Source organism: Streptomyces sp. NPDC034049, assembly GCF_055575575.1.
In genome coordinates, this window is record NZ_JBVISJ010000002.1 from 233,769 (window position 1) to 250,291 (window position 16,523).

Annotated in this window: 15 protein-coding genes and 2 tRNA genes; 8 read left to right on the plus strand and 9 right to left on the minus strand. The window is 71.0% G+C overall.

All coding sequences use genetic code 11. The annotated features are described in order from the left end of the window. Nucleotides 1-4: 4 nt before the first annotated feature. The 4 genes from ACZ52C_RS05870 (at nucleotide 5) to ACZ52C_RS05885 (ending at nucleotide 3,687) form a co-directional block, all read left to right on the plus strand. Nucleotides 5-727, plus strand: coding sequence for a M50 family metallopeptidase (locus ACZ52C_RS05870; protein WP_469073593.1), 723 nt, complete (start codon nucleotides 5-7; stop codon nucleotides 725-727). Nucleotides 728-861: 134 nt separating this feature from the next. Beyond that, nucleotides 862-2,193 (plus strand): 3-phosphoshikimate 1-carboxyvinyltransferase, encoded by a 1,332-nt coding sequence (gene aroA, locus ACZ52C_RS05875; protein ID WP_469073594.1) that lies wholly within the window; start codon nucleotides 862-864, stop codon nucleotides 2,191-2,193. 17 nt (nucleotides 2,194-2,210) lie between these two features. Beyond that, nucleotides 2,211-3,224: a ribosome small subunit-dependent GTPase A gene (gene rsgA / locus ACZ52C_RS05880; protein WP_469073595.1), complete on the plus strand. Its 1,014-nt coding sequence runs from the start codon at nucleotides 2,211-2,213 to the stop codon at nucleotides 3,222-3,224. Between the two features lie 139 nt (nucleotides 3,225-3,363). Beyond that, on the plus strand, nucleotides 3,364-3,687 hold the full coding sequence (locus tag ACZ52C_RS05885) for a DMT family transporter (RefSeq protein ID WP_469073596.1): 324 nt from the start codon (nucleotides 3,364-3,366) through the stop codon (nucleotides 3,685-3,687). 100 nt (nucleotides 3,688-3,787) lie between these two features. On the opposite strand, the gene ACZ52C_RS05890 is transcribed toward ACZ52C_RS05885, so the two are convergent. Next, complete coding sequence (locus tag ACZ52C_RS05890; RefSeq protein WP_469074151.1) at nucleotides 3,788-4,405, minus strand: TetR/AcrR family transcriptional regulator; 618 nt, start codon at nucleotides 4,403-4,405, stop codon at nucleotides 3,788-3,790. A 372-nt stretch (nucleotides 4,406-4,777) separates the two neighbouring features. Between ACZ52C_RS05890 and hisN the strand changes: the two genes are divergently transcribed. The 3 genes from hisN (at nucleotide 4,778) to ACZ52C_RS05905 (ending at nucleotide 6,746) form a co-directional block, all read left to right on the plus strand. Next, on the plus strand, nucleotides 4,778-5,578 hold the full coding sequence (gene hisN, locus ACZ52C_RS05895) for a histidinol-phosphatase (protein ID WP_469073597.1): 801 nt from the start codon (nucleotides 4,778-4,780) through the stop codon (nucleotides 5,576-5,578). A gap of 152 nt (nucleotides 5,579-5,730) precedes the next feature. Beyond that, the gene (locus ACZ52C_RS05900; protein WP_045559052.1) at nucleotides 5,731-6,123 is read left to right on the plus strand and encodes a CBS domain-containing protein; all 393 of its coding nucleotides are present in this window, start codon (nucleotides 5,731-5,733) and stop codon (nucleotides 6,121-6,123) included. A 206-nt stretch (nucleotides 6,124-6,329) separates the two neighbouring features. After that, nucleotides 6,330-6,746 carry a Fur family transcriptional regulator gene (locus ACZ52C_RS05905; protein WP_469073598.1) on the plus strand — a complete coding sequence of 139 codons (417 nt, stop codon included), beginning with the start codon at nucleotides 6,330-6,332 and terminating at the stop codon, nucleotides 6,744-6,746. Nucleotides 6,747-6,837: 91 nt separating this feature from the next. Here ACZ52C_RS05905 and ACZ52C_RS05910 read toward each other — a convergent pair. From ACZ52C_RS05910 to ACZ52C_RS05925, 4 genes are all read right to left on the minus strand, one after another. Continuing rightward, a tRNA-Met gene (locus ACZ52C_RS05910) sits at nucleotides 6,838-6,911 on the minus strand. Nucleotides 6,912-7,192: 281 nt separating this feature from the next. Further along, nucleotides 7,193-9,190 carry a tetratricopeptide repeat protein gene (locus tag ACZ52C_RS05915; protein ID WP_469073599.1) on the minus strand — a complete coding sequence of 666 codons (1,998 nt, stop codon included), beginning with the start codon at nucleotides 9,188-9,190 and terminating at the stop codon, nucleotides 7,193-7,195. 171 nt (nucleotides 9,191-9,361) lie between these two features. Continuing rightward, nucleotides 9,362-9,435, minus strand: a tRNA-Met gene (locus tag ACZ52C_RS05920). A 44-nt stretch (nucleotides 9,436-9,479) separates the two neighbouring features. Then, nucleotides 9,480-12,413, minus strand: coding sequence for a UPF0182 family membrane protein (locus tag ACZ52C_RS05925; RefSeq protein WP_469074152.1), 2,934 nt, complete (start codon nucleotides 12,411-12,413; stop codon nucleotides 9,480-9,482). A gap of 163 nt (nucleotides 12,414-12,576) precedes the next feature. Between ACZ52C_RS05925 and ACZ52C_RS05930 the strand changes: the two genes are divergently transcribed. Then, entirely contained in the window at nucleotides 12,577-13,119 is a 543-nt protein-coding gene (locus ACZ52C_RS05930) for a PPA1309 family protein (RefSeq protein WP_469073600.1), read from the plus strand. A gap of 111 nt (nucleotides 13,120-13,230) precedes the next feature. On the opposite strand, the gene ACZ52C_RS05935 is transcribed toward ACZ52C_RS05930, so the two are convergent. From ACZ52C_RS05935 to ACZ52C_RS05950, 4 genes are all read right to left on the minus strand, one after another. Continuing rightward, nucleotides 13,231-14,328 carry a YlbL family protein gene (locus tag ACZ52C_RS05935; protein ID WP_469073601.1) on the minus strand — a complete coding sequence of 366 codons (1,098 nt, stop codon included), beginning with the start codon at nucleotides 14,326-14,328 and terminating at the stop codon, nucleotides 13,231-13,233. A gap of 71 nt (nucleotides 14,329-14,399) precedes the next feature. Further along, nucleotides 14,400-14,564, minus strand: a complete 165-nt coding sequence (locus ACZ52C_RS05940; protein ID WP_179201718.1) for a hypothetical protein — start codon at nucleotides 14,562-14,564, stop codon at nucleotides 14,400-14,402. A gap of 142 nt (nucleotides 14,565-14,706) precedes the next feature. After that, nucleotides 14,707-15,165, minus strand: coding sequence for a molybdenum cofactor biosynthesis protein MoaE (locus ACZ52C_RS05945; RefSeq protein ID WP_469073602.1), 459 nt, complete (start codon nucleotides 15,163-15,165; stop codon nucleotides 14,707-14,709). Between the two features lie 64 nt (nucleotides 15,166-15,229). Further along, nucleotides 15,230-16,342: an SDR family oxidoreductase gene (locus ACZ52C_RS05950; protein ID WP_469073603.1), complete on the minus strand. Its 1,113-nt coding sequence runs from the start codon at nucleotides 16,340-16,342 to the stop codon at nucleotides 15,230-15,232. Nucleotides 16,343-16,523 lie beyond the last annotated feature (181 nt).

Sequence of the window (16,523 nt, forward strand, 5' to 3'; positions counted from 1 at the left end):
GAACATGGAAAGCACCGCAGCCACCTCGCTGGCCAGCCTGTGGGACGAAGTCTTCGGCACCCAGCCCGACCCCGACCTGTGGGTCGTCATAGCCACCGCGGTCGCCGCGCTCGCGGCGATCGTCCCGCACGGCGTCTGGCGGCTCTCGCGCAACGCCATCACCATCGCGCACGAGGGCGGACACGGACTGGTCGCGCTGCTCACCGGCCGCACCCTCACCGGCATCCGACTGCACTCCGACACCAGCGGCCTCACGGTCAGCCGCGGCAAGCCCAGCGGCCTCGGCATGATCCTCACCGCCGCCGCCGGCTACACGGCTCCCCCGCTCCTCGGCCTCGGCGGCGCCGCCCTCCTCGGCTCCGGGCGCATCACCCTCCTCCTCTGGCTCGCCACGATCCTGCTGGTCGCCATGCTGGTCATGATCCGCAACGCCTACGGCGCCCTGACCCTCCTCGTCACCGGCGGCACCTTCGTCGTCGTCTCCTGGCTGGCGGGCCCCCAGGTCCAGGCCGCCTTCGCCTACGCGGTGGTCTGGTTCCTGCTGCTGGGAGGCGTCCGCCCGGCCTTCGAGCTCCAGGCGAAGCGCCGCCGGGGAGGCGCCGGCGACTCCGACGCCGACCAGCTCTCCCGGCTGACCCACCTCCCGGCGACGGTGTGGCTGGTGATGTTCCACGTGGTGTCGCTGTGCGCCCTGATGGGCGGCGGACGCTGGCTGCTGAACCTCTGAGCGCCCTGGAGCCGAGGCCGGGGTGCCGCCCCTCAAGGGGCACGGGAGACCGCGCCAGAAGCCCCACCGAACCCTCAGCCGCCCACGGCGATCACGAGGCACCCCCTCGGGCGAACCCCTACTAAAGTGGCCGCATGGCCCTGAACGCACAGCCCGCCCTCTGGCCCGCCCCCACCGCGAGCGGAGCCGTCGACGCGACGGTCCACGTCCCGGGGTCCAAATCGGTCACCAACCGCGCCCTCGTCCTCGCCGCCCTCGCCAGCGAACCCGGCTGGCTGCGCCGCCCCCTCCGCTCCCGCGACACCCTCCTGATGGCGAACGCCCTGCGCGCGATGGGCGTCGGCATCGAGGAGACCGTCTCCTCCAGTTCCTCCGGCGCGGGCGGCACCGGCGAGGCCTGGCGCGTCCTGCCCACCGGTCTGCACGGCCCGGCCACGGTCGACGTCGGCAACGCGGGCACGGTCATGCGCTTCCTCCCCCCGGTGGCGGCCCTGGCGGACGGCCCCGTCCGCTTCGACGGCGACCCGCGTTCCTACGAGCGCCCCCTGAACGGCGTGATCGACGCCCTGCGCGCCCTCGGCGCCCGCATCGACGACGACAGCCGGGGCGCGCTCCCCCTGACGGTCCACGGCGGCGGCGCCCTCGACGGCGGCCCGGTGGCGATCGACGCGTCCTCGTCGTCGCAGTTCGTCTCGGCGCTCCTCCTCTCGGCCCCCCGCTTCAACCAGGGCGTCGAGGTCCGCCACACCGGCGCGACCCTGCCCTCCCTCCCCCACATCCGGATGACCGTGGACATGCTGCGCTCGGTGGGCGCGCAGGTGGACACCCCGGAGTCGGGCGGCGAGCCCAACGTCTGGCGGGTCACGCCGGGCGCCCTGCTGGGCCGCGACCTCACGATCGAGCCGGACCTCTCCAACGCGCAGCCGTTCCTGGCGGCGGCCCTGGTGACCGGCGGCAAGATCGTCGTCCCCGACTGGCCCGCGCGCACCACCCAGCCGGGCGACCAGCTCCGCGAGATCTTCACGGAGATGGGCGGCACCTGCGAACTGACCGAGTACGGACTGGTGTTCACCGGTTCCGGCGCGATCCACGGCATCGACGTGGACCTGAGCGAGGTGGGCGAGCTGACCCCGGGCATCGCGGCGGTCGCCGCCCTCGCCGACTCCCCCTCCACCCTGCGCGGCGTCGCCCACCTCCGCCTCCACGAGACGGACCGCCTGGCCGCGCTCACCAAGGAGATCAACGAACTCGGCGGCGACGTCACCGAGACCGCCGACGGCCTCCACATCCGCCCCCGCCCGCTGCACGGCGGTGTCTTCCACACCTACGACGACCACCGCATGGCCACCGCCGGTGCGATCATCGGCCTGGCCGTGGAGGGCGTATGGATCGAGAACGTGGCGACGACGGCCAAGACGCTGCCGGACTTCCCCGACCTGTGGACCGGGATGCTCGGGAAGAACTAGACGGGCGGACCGGGATCATGCGCCGTTACGGCAAGCACACCGACGAGGACGACATCCGCAGCCGCCCGAACCGCAAGGGCAACCGTCCCCGGACGAACATCCGCCCGAAGCACGAGGACGCCGCCGAGGGCATGGTCCTCACGGTCGACCGGGGCCGGCTGACCTGTCTCGTCGAGGACCGCGTCGTCCTCGCGATGAAGGCCCGCGAACTGGGCCGCAAGGCCGCGGTCGTCGGCGACATCGTGGCCCTCGTGGGCGACCTCTCCGGCAAGAAGGACACTCTCGCGCGGATCGTCCGCATCGCCGACCGCACGTCGTTGCTGCGCCGCACGGCCGACGACGACGACCCCTACGAACGCGTCGTCGTCGCCAACGCCGACCAACTGGCCATCGTCACCGCCCTCGCCGACCCCGAGCCCCGCCCCCGCCTCATCGACCGCTGCCTGGTGGCGGCCTACGACGGCGGTCTGGCCCCGCTCCTCGTCCTCACGAAGTCGGACCTGGCCTCCGCGGACAAACTCCTGGAGCTCTACGGCGACATCGACATCCCGTACGTCGTGACGAGCCGCGAGGAGCTGGAGACGGGCGGCGCCGCCGACCGCGTCCGCGAACACCTCGCGGGCAAGATCACCGCGTTCGTCGGTCACTCGGGCGTCGGCAAGACGACCCTGGTGAACGCTCTCGTCCCGAAGGACCGGCGCCGCACCACGGGCCATGTCAACGCGGTGACCGGCCGCGGCCGGCACACCACGACCTCCGCACTCGCCCTGCCCCTCGCGGACTCCGGCGGCGGCTGGGTCGTGGACACCCCCGGCGTGCGTTCCTTCGGTCTCGCACACATCGATCCGTCCCGGGTGATCAACGCCTTCCCGGACCTGGTGCCGGGCACGGAGGGCTGCCCGCGCGCGTGCAGTCACGACGAGCAGGACTGCGCGCTGGACCAGTGGGTGGCGGACGGACACGCTGACCCGGCCCGCCTCTACTCCCTGCGCAGGCTGCTCGCCACGCGCGAACGGCGGGAAGGCGACTGACTCCGCACCGACCTCCGCGTTGTTTGCGCCCCCGTCCACCCGGTAAGTGCATAATCGCACCGAGTCGGACCCAGACCAGACGAGATCAGCCGAGAACAGACGAAGCGGTCACGGAACGTGGGACACGGGAGGACGAGACATGGCGTGGCTGCTGGTGGTCGTGGCGGGGCTCCTGGAGACCGGGTTCGCCGTCTGTCTGAAACTCTCGCACGGCTTCACCAGACTCTGGCCCACGGTCGCCTTCTGCGTCTTCGCCCTCGGCAGTTTCGGCCTGCTGACCCTGTCCCTGAGGAAGCTCGACGTCGGCCCCGCCTACGCCGTCTGGACGGGCATCGGCGCGGCCGGCACCGCGATCTACGGGATGATCTTCCTCGGCGACATCGTGTCGACGTTGAAGATCGTCTCGATCAGCCTGGTGATCGTGGGCGTCGTGGGACTCCAACTGTCGGGCTCGGCACACTAGTTCACCCCGCACCTGCCGCACCCCTGCCTATTGCCCGCTGCCTCCGGCGACGGCGATGGCGATGGCGTCGGTCGGCTCGGCTCGGCTCGGCTCGGCTCGGCTAGCCGAGGGTCCGGCTGAGCTGACGGGGCAGCGCCGTCCGTACGAGATCCGTGACCCCGCCCTCGACCGGGGGCGCCGCCACGCACGAGAGGGCGAGCCGCACCGCGAGTTCACAGGACCGGGCGAGTTCCGCCGTGTCCGACCTGGGGGTGCCGGGCGCGGACAGCACGGTTACGGCCCGCTCGCGCACCAGGGCCACGAAGTCGGTCGGCGCGGGCAGCGGTCCGTCCGCGCGGCGCTGCGCGGGCACCGCGGAGGAGGAACGCACCGCGGCGAGCGACGGTGACGGCAGCCGTTCGCTCCAGCAGCCGGTGAGCATGGCGCGAACCAGCGCGTTGTTGCGGGAGGCGGCCACGGTCCACTCGGCGGTCGCGGCCAACCGGTCACGGGAGTCCACGGGGGTGGCCAGCGCCCGCTCGACGCCCGCCAGATAACCGTCCGCCTCCCTGCGGACCAGGGCCCGGGCGAGCCCGTCCTTGCTGCCGAACTCGTTGTACAGCGTCTGACGTGACACTCCGGCCACCGCCGCCACGTCCACCATGCGCACGGCGGACCACGGCCGACGCACCAGCGCCGCGTAAGCGGCGTCCAACAAGGATTCCCGCGCTGCAGGCATCATCGCCTCCCTGAATACGAGCGGGCGGCTCTGGCCCTCAGATTTGACGCGCATCAAGTCACTGTCAAGGGTTCACGGCGCTCCCCAGGGGCGCACACCGGCCAACGTGCGCGGCACGCTCCACCAACGCCCGACACCCACACCGAAGAGAAGTACGAGCCCCCGAGACACCTCACCCGACGGACAACACCCCCTCGTGTGCCCACCACCCCGGCGGCCATGCCCACCACGCCGGCAGCCGTGCCCACCACCCCGGCGGCCGTGCCCGCAGCCTCGGCGACCGCACCGCTCCGCCGCCGGTGACCACCGCGCCCCACCCACCCCCGGCCCCCCTGTAGCCCCGCACCGACCTCGGCGGATACCGTTCGCCACATGGCCGATTACCTCGACGACCTCCGCCTCGCCCACGTCCTCGCGGACGCCGCCGACGCGACCACCATGGGCCGCTTCAAGGCCCTCGACCTGAAGGTCGAGACGAAGCCCGACATGACCCCGGTGAGCGAGGCCGACAAGGCCGCCGAGGAACTCATCCGCGGCCAACTCCAGCGCGCCCGGCCCCGGGACGCCATCCTCGGCGAGGAGTACGGCGTCGAGGGCACGGGCCCCCGCCGCTGGGTCGTCGACCCGATCGACGGCACCAAGAACTACGTCCGGGGCGTCCCCGTCTGGGCCACCCTGATCTCCCTCATGGAGGCGGCCGAGGGCGGCTACCAGCCCGTCGTCGGCGTGGTCTCCGCCCCCGCGCTCGGCCGCCGCTGGTGGGCCGCGAAGGGCCACGGCGCCTTCACCGGCCGCAGCCTGAGCTCGGCCTCCCGTCTGCGCGTCTCCCGCGTCGCCGATCTGTCGGACGCCTCCTTCGCGTACTCCTCCCTCAGCGGCTGGGAGGAGCGCGGCCACCTGGGCGGCTTCCTGGACCTGACCCGCGAGGTGTGGCGCACGCGCGCGTACGGCGATTTCTGGCCGTACATGATGGTCGCCGAGGGCTCCGTGGACATCTGCGCCGAACCCGAGCTCTCCCTCTGGGACATGGCCGCCAACGCGATCATCGTGACCGAGGCGGGCGGCAGCTTCACCGGCCTCGACGGCCGCCCCGGCCCGCACAGCGGCAACGCGGCGGCCTCGAACGGCCTCCTCCACGACGAGCTCCTGGGCTATCTGAACCAGCGCTACTGAGCCCGGCAGTGATCCGGGGCGCCCCGAACTGACCACGCACGCCCCCTTGTTGACCTCCGCTTTACCTGCCACATTGAGAGTTCCCCCACTTGTGAACTTGTGAATCCTTGAACAATCCGTTCACCGGATTCCCTAGGAGGTGGCTGAACTCCATGCTCGTCCGCGACGCCATGAGCACAGTGGTCCTCACCATCGGCCCCGATCACACCCTCCGCCAGGCCGCCGCCCTGATGGCGGCTCGCCGGATCGGCGCGGCCGTGGTCCTCGACCCGGACGCCGGCGGACTCGGCATCCTGACCGAACGCGACGTCCTCATCTCCGTCGGCCTGGGCCAGAGCCCCGACGCCGAGCGCGCCCACGCCCACACCACCAACGACGTCGTGTTCGCCACGCCGTCCTGGACCTTGGAGGAAGCCGCCCGCGCCATGTCCCACGGCGGCTTCCGCCATCTGATCGTCCTCGACGAGGGCGCCCCCGTCGGCATCGTCTCGGTCCGCGACATCATCCGCTGCTGGGCCCCCGCCCGACAGCCCGCACCGGCATAGCCCCCGACCCACCCGGATTCGACCCCGACCGGACGCACGAACGGGCCGGGAGTCTCCTACGAGATCCCGGCCCGCCCCAACGGCGAGCGGCCCGAACCCCGGTCGACCGCTGACGCGATCCCACATTGGACTAAATCTAAGTCAAGGCTTGCTCTAAAGTCACACCTGTTCGGGATCTGTTCCTACCTGCTGTTACGCTGACCGTTATGAGTGACCTTCTGGAGCGGCTGCGCGGACGCGGATGGCGCATGACCGCGCAGCGGCGTGTCGTGGCCGAGGTTCTCGACGGCGAACACGTCCATCTGACGGCCGACGAGGTACACACACGCGCTGTCGCCAAGCTGCCCGAGATCTCCCGGGCGACCGTCTACAACACCCTCGGTGAGCTGGTCTCCCTCGGCGAGGTGCTCGAGGTGGCCACGGACCGGCGCGCCAAGCGGTACGACCCGAACGCGCACCGTCCGCACCACCACCTGGTCTGCGCCCAGTGCGGCACGATCCGCGACGTGCACCCGACCGGCGACCCGCTGGCCGACCTCCCCGCCACCGAGCGCTTCGGCTTCACCGTCTCGGACGTGGAGGTCACCTACCGAGGCGTCTGCCCGAACTGCACCAAGGCGTAGCCCCATCGCTCATCGCTCATCGCTCATCGCCCACACACACGAAAACACCGATGGCCCGGAACCTGTTCGGTTCCGGGCCATCGGCCTTCAGTAGCGGGGACAGGATTTGAACCTGCGACCTCTGGGTTATGAGCCCAGCGAGCTACCGAGCTGCTCCACCCCGCGTCGATGAACTGAACACTACGTCACCCTGACCGACCAGAGCAAATCCATTAAGCCCGCCCCCTGACCAGGACCTCCGCCCGCCCCCACCGCACGCACCGTCACCCGTCCCCCAGCCACACGCACCTCCACCCGTCCCACACTGCGGGCAGTCGTGCCGCTGGGGCGGCACGGGTGGGCGCAGCGGCACCCCGCAAGCGCGGGTGAGCGAAACCCCGCCCTGCCCAGCACGCCCCCGGCACCCTCACGCCCCCGGCCCGCACAGCCGACCCCGCCGCGGTCAGCTACGCCGACAGCTCGTCCCGCAACGCGTCCCGCAACCGTGCCGCCCGCTCCGCCACCTCCGCCGGCCCGAGCGCCACGGCCCGATCGGCCCACCGCTTCCCTTCCACCAGCTCGCCCCGACGCGCGTAGACGAGGGCGAGCCGCAACGCCGCCCGCCCGTGCCCCGCGTCGGCGGCACGGGCCCACCACACCGCGGCCTCCGGCTCGCTGCCCTCCCGGGCCAGCAGCAGCCCCAGATTGAACGCGCCGTTGCGCGACCCGGACTCCGCCGCGACCCGGTACCACCGCGCGGCCTCGACCACGTCCCCGCGCCCGGCCGCCAGCATCCCGACCCGCACCTGCGCCCGCCGATGCCCCTGCGACGCGGCCCGCTCGTACCACTCCTCGCACTCGTTCTTCTCCCGCACCGGCTCACCCAGCTCGTGCGCGGGCGCGGGCGGACGGCGCGCGTCGAGCACGGCGGCCAGCCGGTACGCGGCCTCCGCGCTGCCCCCACCGGCGGCGCACCGCAGATGCCGCTCGGCGGCCCGCTCGTCACCGTCCCGCAGCCGCGCTATGGCGACCTGGAGCGCCGCCTCGGTGTGCCCTGCTGCGGCCGCCCGCTCGTACCAGACCAGTGCCGTCGCGTCGTCGCCCCGCCCGGCGAACAGGATGCCCAGGTTGAAGGCGGCGTCGACGCTCCCGGCCTCCGCGGCCTTGGAGAACCACGGCTCGGCGCCGGACGCGTCGCCGACCTGGAGCAGCAGGATGGCGAGCGCGTTGGCCGCCTCCCGGTGCCCGGCGTAGGCGGCACGCCGGTACCACTGCTCGGCCTGCGCGGTCCGTCCCTGCTCGGCGCAGAGCAACCCGAGGTTGTACGCGCCGTTGACGTCGCCGGCGTCCATCGCGGCCCGGTACCAGCGCTCGGCGGTCTGGGTCTCGCCGCGCTCGGCGTGCAGCGCGCCCAGCGCGTTCGCCGCGTTGCCGTCGCCGTCCTGGGCGGCCCGCAGCCACCACACGGCGGCGCTCTCCGTGTCGCCGGCGTCCCGCAGCAGGAACCCGAGCGCGCACGCGGCGCGCGGCTCGCCGTCCTTGGCGGAGGTCAGGTACCAGCGGCCTGCCTCCTTGAGCTCCCCGCGTCGCTCCAGGATCGCCCCGAGGTGCAGCGCGGCCCGCCGGTGCCCGCGCGCGGCGGCCTGCCGGTACCACTGCTCGGCCTCCTCGGCGGCACCCGTCCCGACACCGTTGTCAGCGCCGTGCTCCCCCGTGGCCGCGGCGGGCCTGCGCCCCGCGTCACGTGGCTCGCGGACCGCCTCACGGCCGCCGCTCCCGATCTCCAGCGCCGCGCGCGCGAGCTTCCGCCCCTCGCGCACGGCGGCGCGCTCCTCCTGCTCAGCGCGCCGGCTGAGCGCCCGCGCGAGCCGGTACGCGGCCTCGCGGTGGCCGCGCTCGGCGGCCACTCTCATCCACCGCTCGGCGGCGGCGTCGCTGCGGTGCTCCAGCAGGTCGGCCAGTGCGTACGCCCCGAGGGCGTGCCCCTGCTCGGCGGACTGACGCAGCCAGTACTCGGCGGCCGGTTCGTCGCCGCGCTCACGGTGGTGCCGGCCGAGCGCGTGCGCGGCTGCGGCGGAACCGGCGACGGCCGCGACCCGCCACCAGCTGGCGGCCTCGTCGGCGTATCCACGCTGGTGCAGCAGGACACCCAGATTGTTGGCGGCCGCGCGGTCCCCGGCGGCCGTGGCACCCCGCAGACAGGGCTCGGCTCCGTCGAGGTCGCCGCGGCGCAGCAGCATGGCGCCGAGGACACTCATCGCCTCGGTGTCACCGGCTTCGGCGGCGAGCCGCTGACGCGCTTCCTCGACGGCGTCCGCCGTCTCGTCCTCGTCCGCGGCCGACACGGACTCGACCGACGAGGCGGACTCGGCGGGCACCACAAAGTCGGCAGGCAGCGCAATGTCGGCAGGCTGCGCAAACCGCCCGGTCTCCAACAGAGTTGCCTTGTCCCCCATAACGTCCATCGTCGCACCACCTGCAACCTGGGTACACCTGGTATACCGCAGCCATTGAGGTCACTACAGCGTTTTGTCGACATGCCCACAGAGCGACAAGTCAAACACAGATTTCCCGACCACCCCCGACAACACGTCGAAGGCCCGGATCCTTTGGAGGATCCGGGCCTTCAACTTCAGTAGCGGGGACAGGATTTGAACCTGCGACCTCTGGGTTATGAGCCCAGCGAGCTACCGAGCTGCTCCACCCCGCGCCGTTGCGTTGCAACCGTATCACGGCGCGGGACGAAGCCTTGCATCAGCCGCTTCCGGAGCCTCCGTCGCCGCTCTTGTCGCTGTCCTCGTTGCCACTGCCGCCGGTCCCGCCGGCCTTGGCCTGGGCGTCCTCGGCACGCTTCAGCGCGTCCTCCAGGTCCTGTTGGGCCCGGCCGTACGCCTCCCAGTCGCCGTCCTTGAGGGCCTGCTGCCCCTCGTCGAACGCCTTCTGGGCTTCCTCCAGGGCCTGTTGGACCGTCGGGTCGCCGGTCTTCGGCGGCTCGTCGGTGCCCTCGTCGCCGTCGTCCACCGGCGGCTCGGTGGGCGGACCCTCGGTTTCGAACACCTTGTTCAGCGCCGCGTCGAGGGTGTCCTCGAAGGCCGTGTTGCCGCCGTAGGTGACCAGGACCTTGCGCAGCAGCGGGTACTTGAGGCCGCCGCCTCGCACATAGACCGGCTCCACATAGAGCAGACCGCCGTCGAGCGGGACCGTCAGGAGGTTGCCGTACTCGACCTGTGAGTCGCCTCTCTTCAGGAGGCTGATCGTCTCGGCGATGTCCTGTTCGGAGTTGAACTGGCTCTGGACCTGTTTGGGTCCGTCGATCGGTTCGCTGGTCGGCAGTTTCAGGATCTGGATCTTGCCGTAGTCCTTGGTGCCCGCCTCGGCGTTGACCGAGACGAAGGCACTGAGGTTGTCCCGGCCGTTCGGCGTGAGCGTCGTGGTCAGCGAGAACGCCTGTGCCGACTGGCCCGGCAGCTTCATGCTCAGGTAGTACGGCGGCACCGCGTTGCCCGAGGTGTTGGTCGGGTCGTCCGGGACCTGCCACACCTCGCTGCCGCTGAGGAACGTCTCGGCGTCCTTCACGTGGTAGCGGGTCAGCAGTTCGCGCTGCACCTTGAACAGGTCCTGCGGGTACCGCAGATGGGCCAGCAGCGAGTCGGAGATGTCGTCCTTCGGCTCCACCGTGCCCGGGAACGCCTTCATCCAGGTCTTCAGGACCGGGTCCTTGGTGTCCCACTGGTAGAGCTTGACCTGACCCGTGTACGCGTCGACGGTCGCCTTCACCGAGTTGCGGATGTAGTTGACCTGGTTCTGCTGGGCCACCACCGCACGCTGGCTGTTGTCCGCGGTCAGCGAGTCGGCCGTCGTGTCGCCCAGGGTGGTGCGGGAGGCGTACGGGTAGCCGTTGGTGGTGGTGTACGCGTCGACGATCCACTGGATCTTGCCGTCGACGACGGCCGGGTAGGCGTCTCCGTCGATGGTCAGCCAGGGGGCTACCGCCTCGACGCGCTCCTTGGGCGTGCGGTTGTACAGGACCCGCGAACCCTCGCCGATGGCACCGGAGTAGAGGATCTGCGGCTCGTTGAACGCCACCGCGTACGCGGCCCGGTTGACCGGGCTGGAGAGGTTGACCCCGCTGTTGCCCTTGTAGCTGGTGGTCTTCTCACCGCTGTCGTCGGAGTAGTCGATCTCGTCCTGGGGACCGCCGACGATCGAGTACTGGGTGGTCTTCTCGCCGTAGTAGACCCGCTGCTGGTACTCGCCCAGGTCGCCCTTGGACGGCAGGTCCGACTCGGTGAAGACCGGGCGGCCGCCGGAGGTGGCCTCGGTGCCCTTGGCGGCGACCACGCCGTAGCCGTGGGTGTAGCGGAAGTGGTCGTTGATCCAGTTGTTCTTCGGGATGCCGGCGAGGTTCAGCTCGCGCAGACCGATGACCGTGTCCTGATCCGCGCCGTCCTCATTGCTGTACCGGTCGACGTCCAGGTTCGTGGGGAACGCGTAGTAGTTCCGCATCTGCTGGAGCTGCTGGAACGTCGGCGAGACGATGTTCGGGTCGAGCAGACGGATGCTGGCCGTGGTGTCGGCGTCCTTGCGGAGCTTGGCCTTGTCCGTGGTGTCGCTCACGCCCGAGTACTCCTGGACGTCGGTCCCGTCGATGCCGTAGGCCTGCCGGGTCGCCGCCAGGTTCTTCTCGACGTACGGCGCCTCCTTGGCCTGCTCGTTCGGCTGGACCTGGAACTTCTGGACGATGGCCGGGTACAGCCCGCCGATGAGGATCGCGGAGAGCACCATCAGGCCGAAGCCGATGACCGGCAGCTGCCAGGTGCGCCGCCAGATGGTGGCGAAGAACAGCAGTGCGCAGATCACGGCGATGCAGAACAGGATCGTCTTGGCCGGCAGGTACGCGTTCGCGTCGACGTACCTCAGGCCCGTCCAGTTGCCCGTGGCCTTGAAGTCGCTGGACTTCACGGCGAGCCCGTAGCGGTCGAGCCAGTAGGCGACGGCCTTCAGGGCGACGAAGATGCCGAGCAGCACCGACAGGTGCCCGGTGGCCGCGGCGGTGGCCCGCGCGCCCGGGGAGGTGACCCTGAGGCCGCCGTACAGGTAGTGCGTGAGCGCGGCGGCGATCACCGAGAGCACGGCGGCGGCGAAGCCGAAGCCGAGCAGGAAGCGGTACCAGGGCAGGTCGAAGGCGTAGAAGGAGACGTCCAGCTGGAACTGGGGGTCCTTCTGCCCGAACGACACCCCGTTGACCCACATCAGCCAGGTGCGCCACTGCCCGGAGGCGGAGGCGCCGGCGATGAGGCCCACCAGGGAGGTGATCCCGAGGAGCAGCCACTTCTTGTAGGGCGCGATGCCCATGCGGTACCTGTCGAGGCTCTGCTGCTCCATCGACATCGCGCTCAGCGGCGGCCGCAGCCGGTGCGCCAGCCAGATGTTGAAGCCGACCGAGGCCGACATCAGCAGACCGAAGACGAAGAAGAGCCCGATCTTGGTCCACAGCGTGGTGGTGAAGACCGACGAATACTTCACCGACCGGTACCAGAGCCAGTCCGTCCAGAACCCCGCGAACATGACGAAGGCCATGCCGAGGACGGCAAGGACGCCCAACGTCATGAGCAGCGTCCGGACACGTCGGGACGGTCGGCCCACTCTGATCCGCGGCCCCGTCGGGCCTCCGCCGCGGTCCGGCATCTGGAAAGCCAAGGTGCGCACCTCGAAGTTCGCTGTCGATACGTCAGGCCCGCGTCTACGGACCCTCCAGCGGGCCCCGTGATCGCAGGGGCCTCACCTATGCAACTTACTCACGCTTTACTCGGTTCCCGCTTCCGGGAACGAACGAGGCAGGATTGTGACCATGTCCAACACTCCCATGGCAGCGAACCCCCTCACCCGGGCCGTGCTCGAGATCGACGAGTACGCCGCGGGCCTCGGCTGGGACCAGCCCGCTCGCCTCTTCGCCCTGGTGGATACCGCGCGTCTGCGGTCCCAGGAACCCGCCCTCGCGGCCCAGCTCGGTCTGCAGGACGAGTCCGAGACCGTGGGTCTCACCCCGATCGAGCAGGACGAGATTCCCGCGGGCAAGGCGCTCGACGAGTTCCTCGGCACCATCGCCTGGCCCGACGCGGTGGTCGGCTGCGCGCTGACCGTGGAGCGGCTGATGCTGCCGCCGTCCGCCGAGGCGTCCGTCCCGGAGGACCTCGACGGGGATCGCCTGACCAAGTGGGTCGCCTCCCACCCGGACCGCCAGGAGGTCCGGATGACGGTCGCCGTCCTGCGCGACGGCTCCCGTGACTCGGCCCTGCGCCTGCGCGAGAAGGACAGCCCGACGGAGGTCCTGACCGGCCCCGAGCTGGTCCCTGGCCTGGCAGAGGCCCTGTCCGCGACCTTCGTGGACTGATCTACGGATCCACGCCGATCCGATCTACGACTAGATCCGATCTACGACCATGGGGGCGCCCTCCGGCCGCGAGGGCGCCCCCACGCGCGCGTGCGCCGTCCCCTGCTCCTGTCAGCCCTTGGTGGTGCACTTCGGCAGATCGGCCGTGTCGCCGGAGCGGATGTCCTTCAGGGCCCCGAGCGCGTCCTCGATGGTGTCGACCTTGACGAGGGTGAGCCCGTCGGGGACGTCCTTGGCGGCCGTGGCGCAGTTGTCCTTGGGCGTCAGGAAGTACTCGGCGCCCTTGTCCCGCGCGCCGACCGTCTTCATCTCGATGCCGCCGATGGGGCCGACCTTGCCCTCGTCGTCGATCGTGCCGGTGCCGGCCACGAACGTGCCGCCCGTCAGGTTGCCGGGCGTCAGCTTGTCGTAGATGCCGAGGGCGAACATCAGTCCGGCGCTCGGGCCGCCGACGTCGGCGAGCTTGATGTCGATGGTGAACGGGAAGGTGTGGTCGGTCCCCGCCGAGATCCCGACGATCGCCCGCTCCTCGCCGGTGTCGTCGGACTTGGCCGTGGTGATCGTGACCGTCTCCGTCTCGGTCGCCGTCCTGTTCGCCTTCTCGGCGGCGGCCTGCGCCTTGGCGGGCACGATGACGAAGTCGACGTCCTCTCCGGGCTTGTGCTCGGTGACCAGCTTCGCAACGTCCTCGGGCTCCTTGACCGCCGTACCGTCGACGGACTTGATCACGTCACCGGCGTGCAGCTTGCCCTCGGCCGGCGAGTCCTTGAGGACGGTGGAGACGATCACCCACGACTTCACCGGGATGTCCAGCTCCTTCAGGGCGGCGACCTTGGCGCTCTCCTGGGACTGGCTGAACTCCTCGGCGTTCTCCTGGGTCGACTGCTCCTCGGTCTTGCCGTCGGGATAGAGCGTGTCGTGCGGCACGACCTTGTTGTCGTGCGCCAGCCAGCCGTACACGGCCTCGACGAGGTTCATCCGGTAGTCGGCGCTGGTCACCCGGACCGTCGTCATGTTCAGGTGGCCGGTCGTCGCGTACGTCTTGTGTCCCGAGATCTGCAGCACCGGCTCGCCGTCGTGCTCCCCGAGCGTGTTCACCGTCGGCCCCGGGGACATCTCCGAATACGGCACGGGAATGATCACTCCCGCGCACAGGAGCGCGATCAGCATCAGGGTGGAGGCGAGCATCGTCGCGGTGCGGCGTGGCATGGAACGACAGTACGGGACAGGCCTGTCAGGGGACCGTCGGGGCCGTCCGTCCGGGGCGGGGCCGGAAGGTGTCAGCCGCCGGTGTGCGACCGCTCCATGGCTTCGCGGAAGCGCGAGTAGCCCGCGAGCTCGGTGCCGTCCTCGATGCTCCTGCGGTTCCGGCTGGCCCAGCCGCCCCACAGTCCGGCACCGATCGCGGCCACAAGTGGAATCAGCAACCAGGCAAGCGCCGCCATGCCGGCCTCCCAACCCCTATGAAGCAACCACAACTGACTGATCAGCAGATTATCCGTCCGCCCTGTCAACGCTCTCGTCGGGGGGCGGGTTACGCAACCGGAACGCGCATGGGCGTATTCCGGTCACGCGGCGACGGCGACGCTAGGCGCCGACCCACTCGTCGGTGCCGTCGGAGAACTTCTGGTGCTTCCAGATGGGCACCTCGTGCTTCAGGTCGTCGATCAGCCTGCGGCACGCCTCGAAGGCCTCGCCCCGATGCGGGCAGGACACGGCGACGACCACGGCCAGGTCCCCGACCTTCAGGTCTCCCACGCGGTGCACCGCCGCGAGCGCCCGCACCGGGTACTCGGCGACCACCTTCTCCGCGATCCGCCGCATCTCGGCCTCGGCCGTGGGGTGACACGAATAGCCGAGCTCGTCGACATCGGCTCCCCCGTCGTGGTTGCGCACGGTTCCCACGAACAGCGCGGTGCCCCCGGCCGCCTCGTCCCCGACCGCCCGGAACACCTCGTCCAGGGAGAGCGCCGCCTCTCGGATCCCGATCAGCTTGACGGGCTCCTCGGCCCCCTGCTCACCAGGGTGATCATCATTCACAGCCATACCCCCATCGTGCCCCACGCGACAGAGCGGCGTCTCCCCGCCGTACCTACCGAGGGCACGCCGCTCAGCGCCTGCCCCGGGCCTTCCGCGCCCGCCGCACCAGCGCCGCCGTACCCAGCAGCGCGACCGTCGCACCGGCGGCACCCGCGGCCGTCGCGTCCTTGCGCCCCAACCGCCGTCCGGCCACGGTGTGCCGCCCGGCGACCTCCTCCAGCAACTCCGCCAGCACTTCCTCGTTCGTCCACAGCGGCCGCCACCCGGCGTCGTGCAGCCGGCTCCCGCTCACCACCCACGGGTACATCGTGTACGCCAGGTCCCCCGCCGGTGACGGCGTGAGCCCGATCCGGTGCAGTCGGGCGGCGGCCCCGAGCGCGACCGCGGACGGCAGCTCCATGCGCCGGATCCCGCTGAGCTCCTCGACCTCCTCCTGCTCCAGCCACCCCTCGCACCCGACGGCCAGCTCCCCGTCGACCTTCTCCAGCACGGCGTACTCCAGCGCCGCGCAGAGGTCCTCGACGTGACAGAACTGCCAGGCGGGTCGCGAACCGGCCACGACCAGAAGCCGAGGCGACTCGAAGTACCTGGTCAGCGCCGTGTCCGTGCCTCCGACGAGGGTCGCGGGACGCACCACGGTGACATTGAGGCCCGGATGGGCGCGCGGCGCCCGGCGCGCGAGCCGCTCGATCTCCAGCAGGTCGCCGACCCCCGTGGCCTCGGCGGTCGCCCGCAGCTCGGCGTCCTCGGAGAGCGGCAGCTCGTTGTCGGGCAGCGCCCCGTAGACCATCGCCGACGTGCACAGCACGACCCGGTGCACCCCGGCCGCGGCGGCGGCCGTGAGCACGGTCTGTGTCCCGCGCACGTTGTACGCGCTGCGCACCGCCGCGTCGGTGCCCAGGTCGAGGTCGACGGCGAGGTGCACCACCACGTCGGCCCCGCGCAGCTTCTCGGCGATCGCCGGATCGCGCACGTCCAGGATGTGCCACTGGGCGGCCGCGCAGTCGCCGCGCCGCTCGTCGATGGCGATGACCTGCCGGATCTCGTCGGACTCGGCGAGCCGCTCGGTGAGCAGCGCTCCTACGCCGGACGCGGCACCGGTGACCGCGACGACGGGCCCGCGCGCGGCGGGACTGGTTGTGTGGTTTCGCGCTGCGCGAACCTGCGGATCTGGGGAACTCACCGGGCGTCTCCAGCGGTTGTCTTCAGTACGCACGCGGGTGACGCGTACGTACCAGGTGGCATCCATCCTGCCGCAGGCATTCGGTCGGCGGAGCACCGAGGCCTTAACCCGCCGTGGTGTCTACGCTGGGTGGTGTTCGGGCAGCCGTGCCGTCGGAGAAAACCGATGGCCCTATCAGCCG

What these genes read in the sequence shown, in the direction of transcription:
- ACZ52C_RS05870 (WP_469073593.1), top strand. Translation starts at nt 5, where the DNA reads ATGGAAAGCACCGCAGCCACCTCGCTGGCCAGCCTGTGGGACGAAGTC.
- aroA (WP_469073594.1), top strand. Translation starts at nt 862, where the DNA reads ATGGCCCTGAACGCACAGCCCGCCCTCTGGCCCGCCCCCACCGCGAGC.
- rsgA (WP_469073595.1), top strand. Translation starts at nt 2,211, where the DNA reads ATGCGCCGTTACGGCAAGCACACCGACGAGGACGACATCCGCAGCCGC.
- ACZ52C_RS05885 (WP_469073596.1), top strand. Translation starts at nt 3,364, where the DNA reads ATGGCGTGGCTGCTGGTGGTCGTGGCGGGGCTCCTGGAGACCGGGTTC.
- ACZ52C_RS05890 (WP_469074151.1), bottom strand. Translation starts at nt 4,405, where the DNA reads ATGCCTGCAGCGCGGGAATCCTTGTTGGACGCCGCTTACGCGGCGCTG.
- hisN (WP_469073597.1), top strand. Translation starts at nt 4,778, where the DNA reads ATGGCCGATTACCTCGACGACCTCCGCCTCGCCCACGTCCTCGCGGAC.
- ACZ52C_RS05900 (WP_045559052.1), top strand. Translation starts at nt 5,731, where the DNA reads ATGCTCGTCCGCGACGCCATGAGCACAGTGGTCCTCACCATCGGCCCC.
- ACZ52C_RS05905 (WP_469073598.1), top strand. Translation starts at nt 6,330, where the DNA reads ATGAGTGACCTTCTGGAGCGGCTGCGCGGACGCGGATGGCGCATGACC.
- ACZ52C_RS05915 (WP_469073599.1), bottom strand. Translation starts at nt 9,190, where the DNA reads ATGGACGTTATGGGGGACAAGGCAACTCTGTTGGAGACCGGGCGGTTT.
- ACZ52C_RS05925 (WP_469074152.1), bottom strand. Translation starts at nt 12,413, where the DNA reads ATGCCGGACCGCGGCGGAGGCCCGACGGGGCCGCGGATCAGAGTGGGC.
- ACZ52C_RS05930 (WP_469073600.1), top strand. Translation starts at nt 12,577, where the DNA reads ATGTCCAACACTCCCATGGCAGCGAACCCCCTCACCCGGGCCGTGCTC.
- ACZ52C_RS05935 (WP_469073601.1), bottom strand. Translation starts at nt 14,328, where the DNA reads ATGCCACGCCGCACCGCGACGATGCTCGCCTCCACCCTGATGCTGATC.
- ACZ52C_RS05940 (WP_179201718.1), bottom strand. Translation starts at nt 14,564, where the DNA reads ATGGCGGCGCTTGCCTGGTTGCTGATTCCACTTGTGGCCGCGATCGGT.
- ACZ52C_RS05945 (WP_469073602.1), bottom strand. Translation starts at nt 15,165, where the DNA reads ATGGCTGTGAATGATGATCACCCTGGTGAGCAGGGGGCCGAGGAGCCC.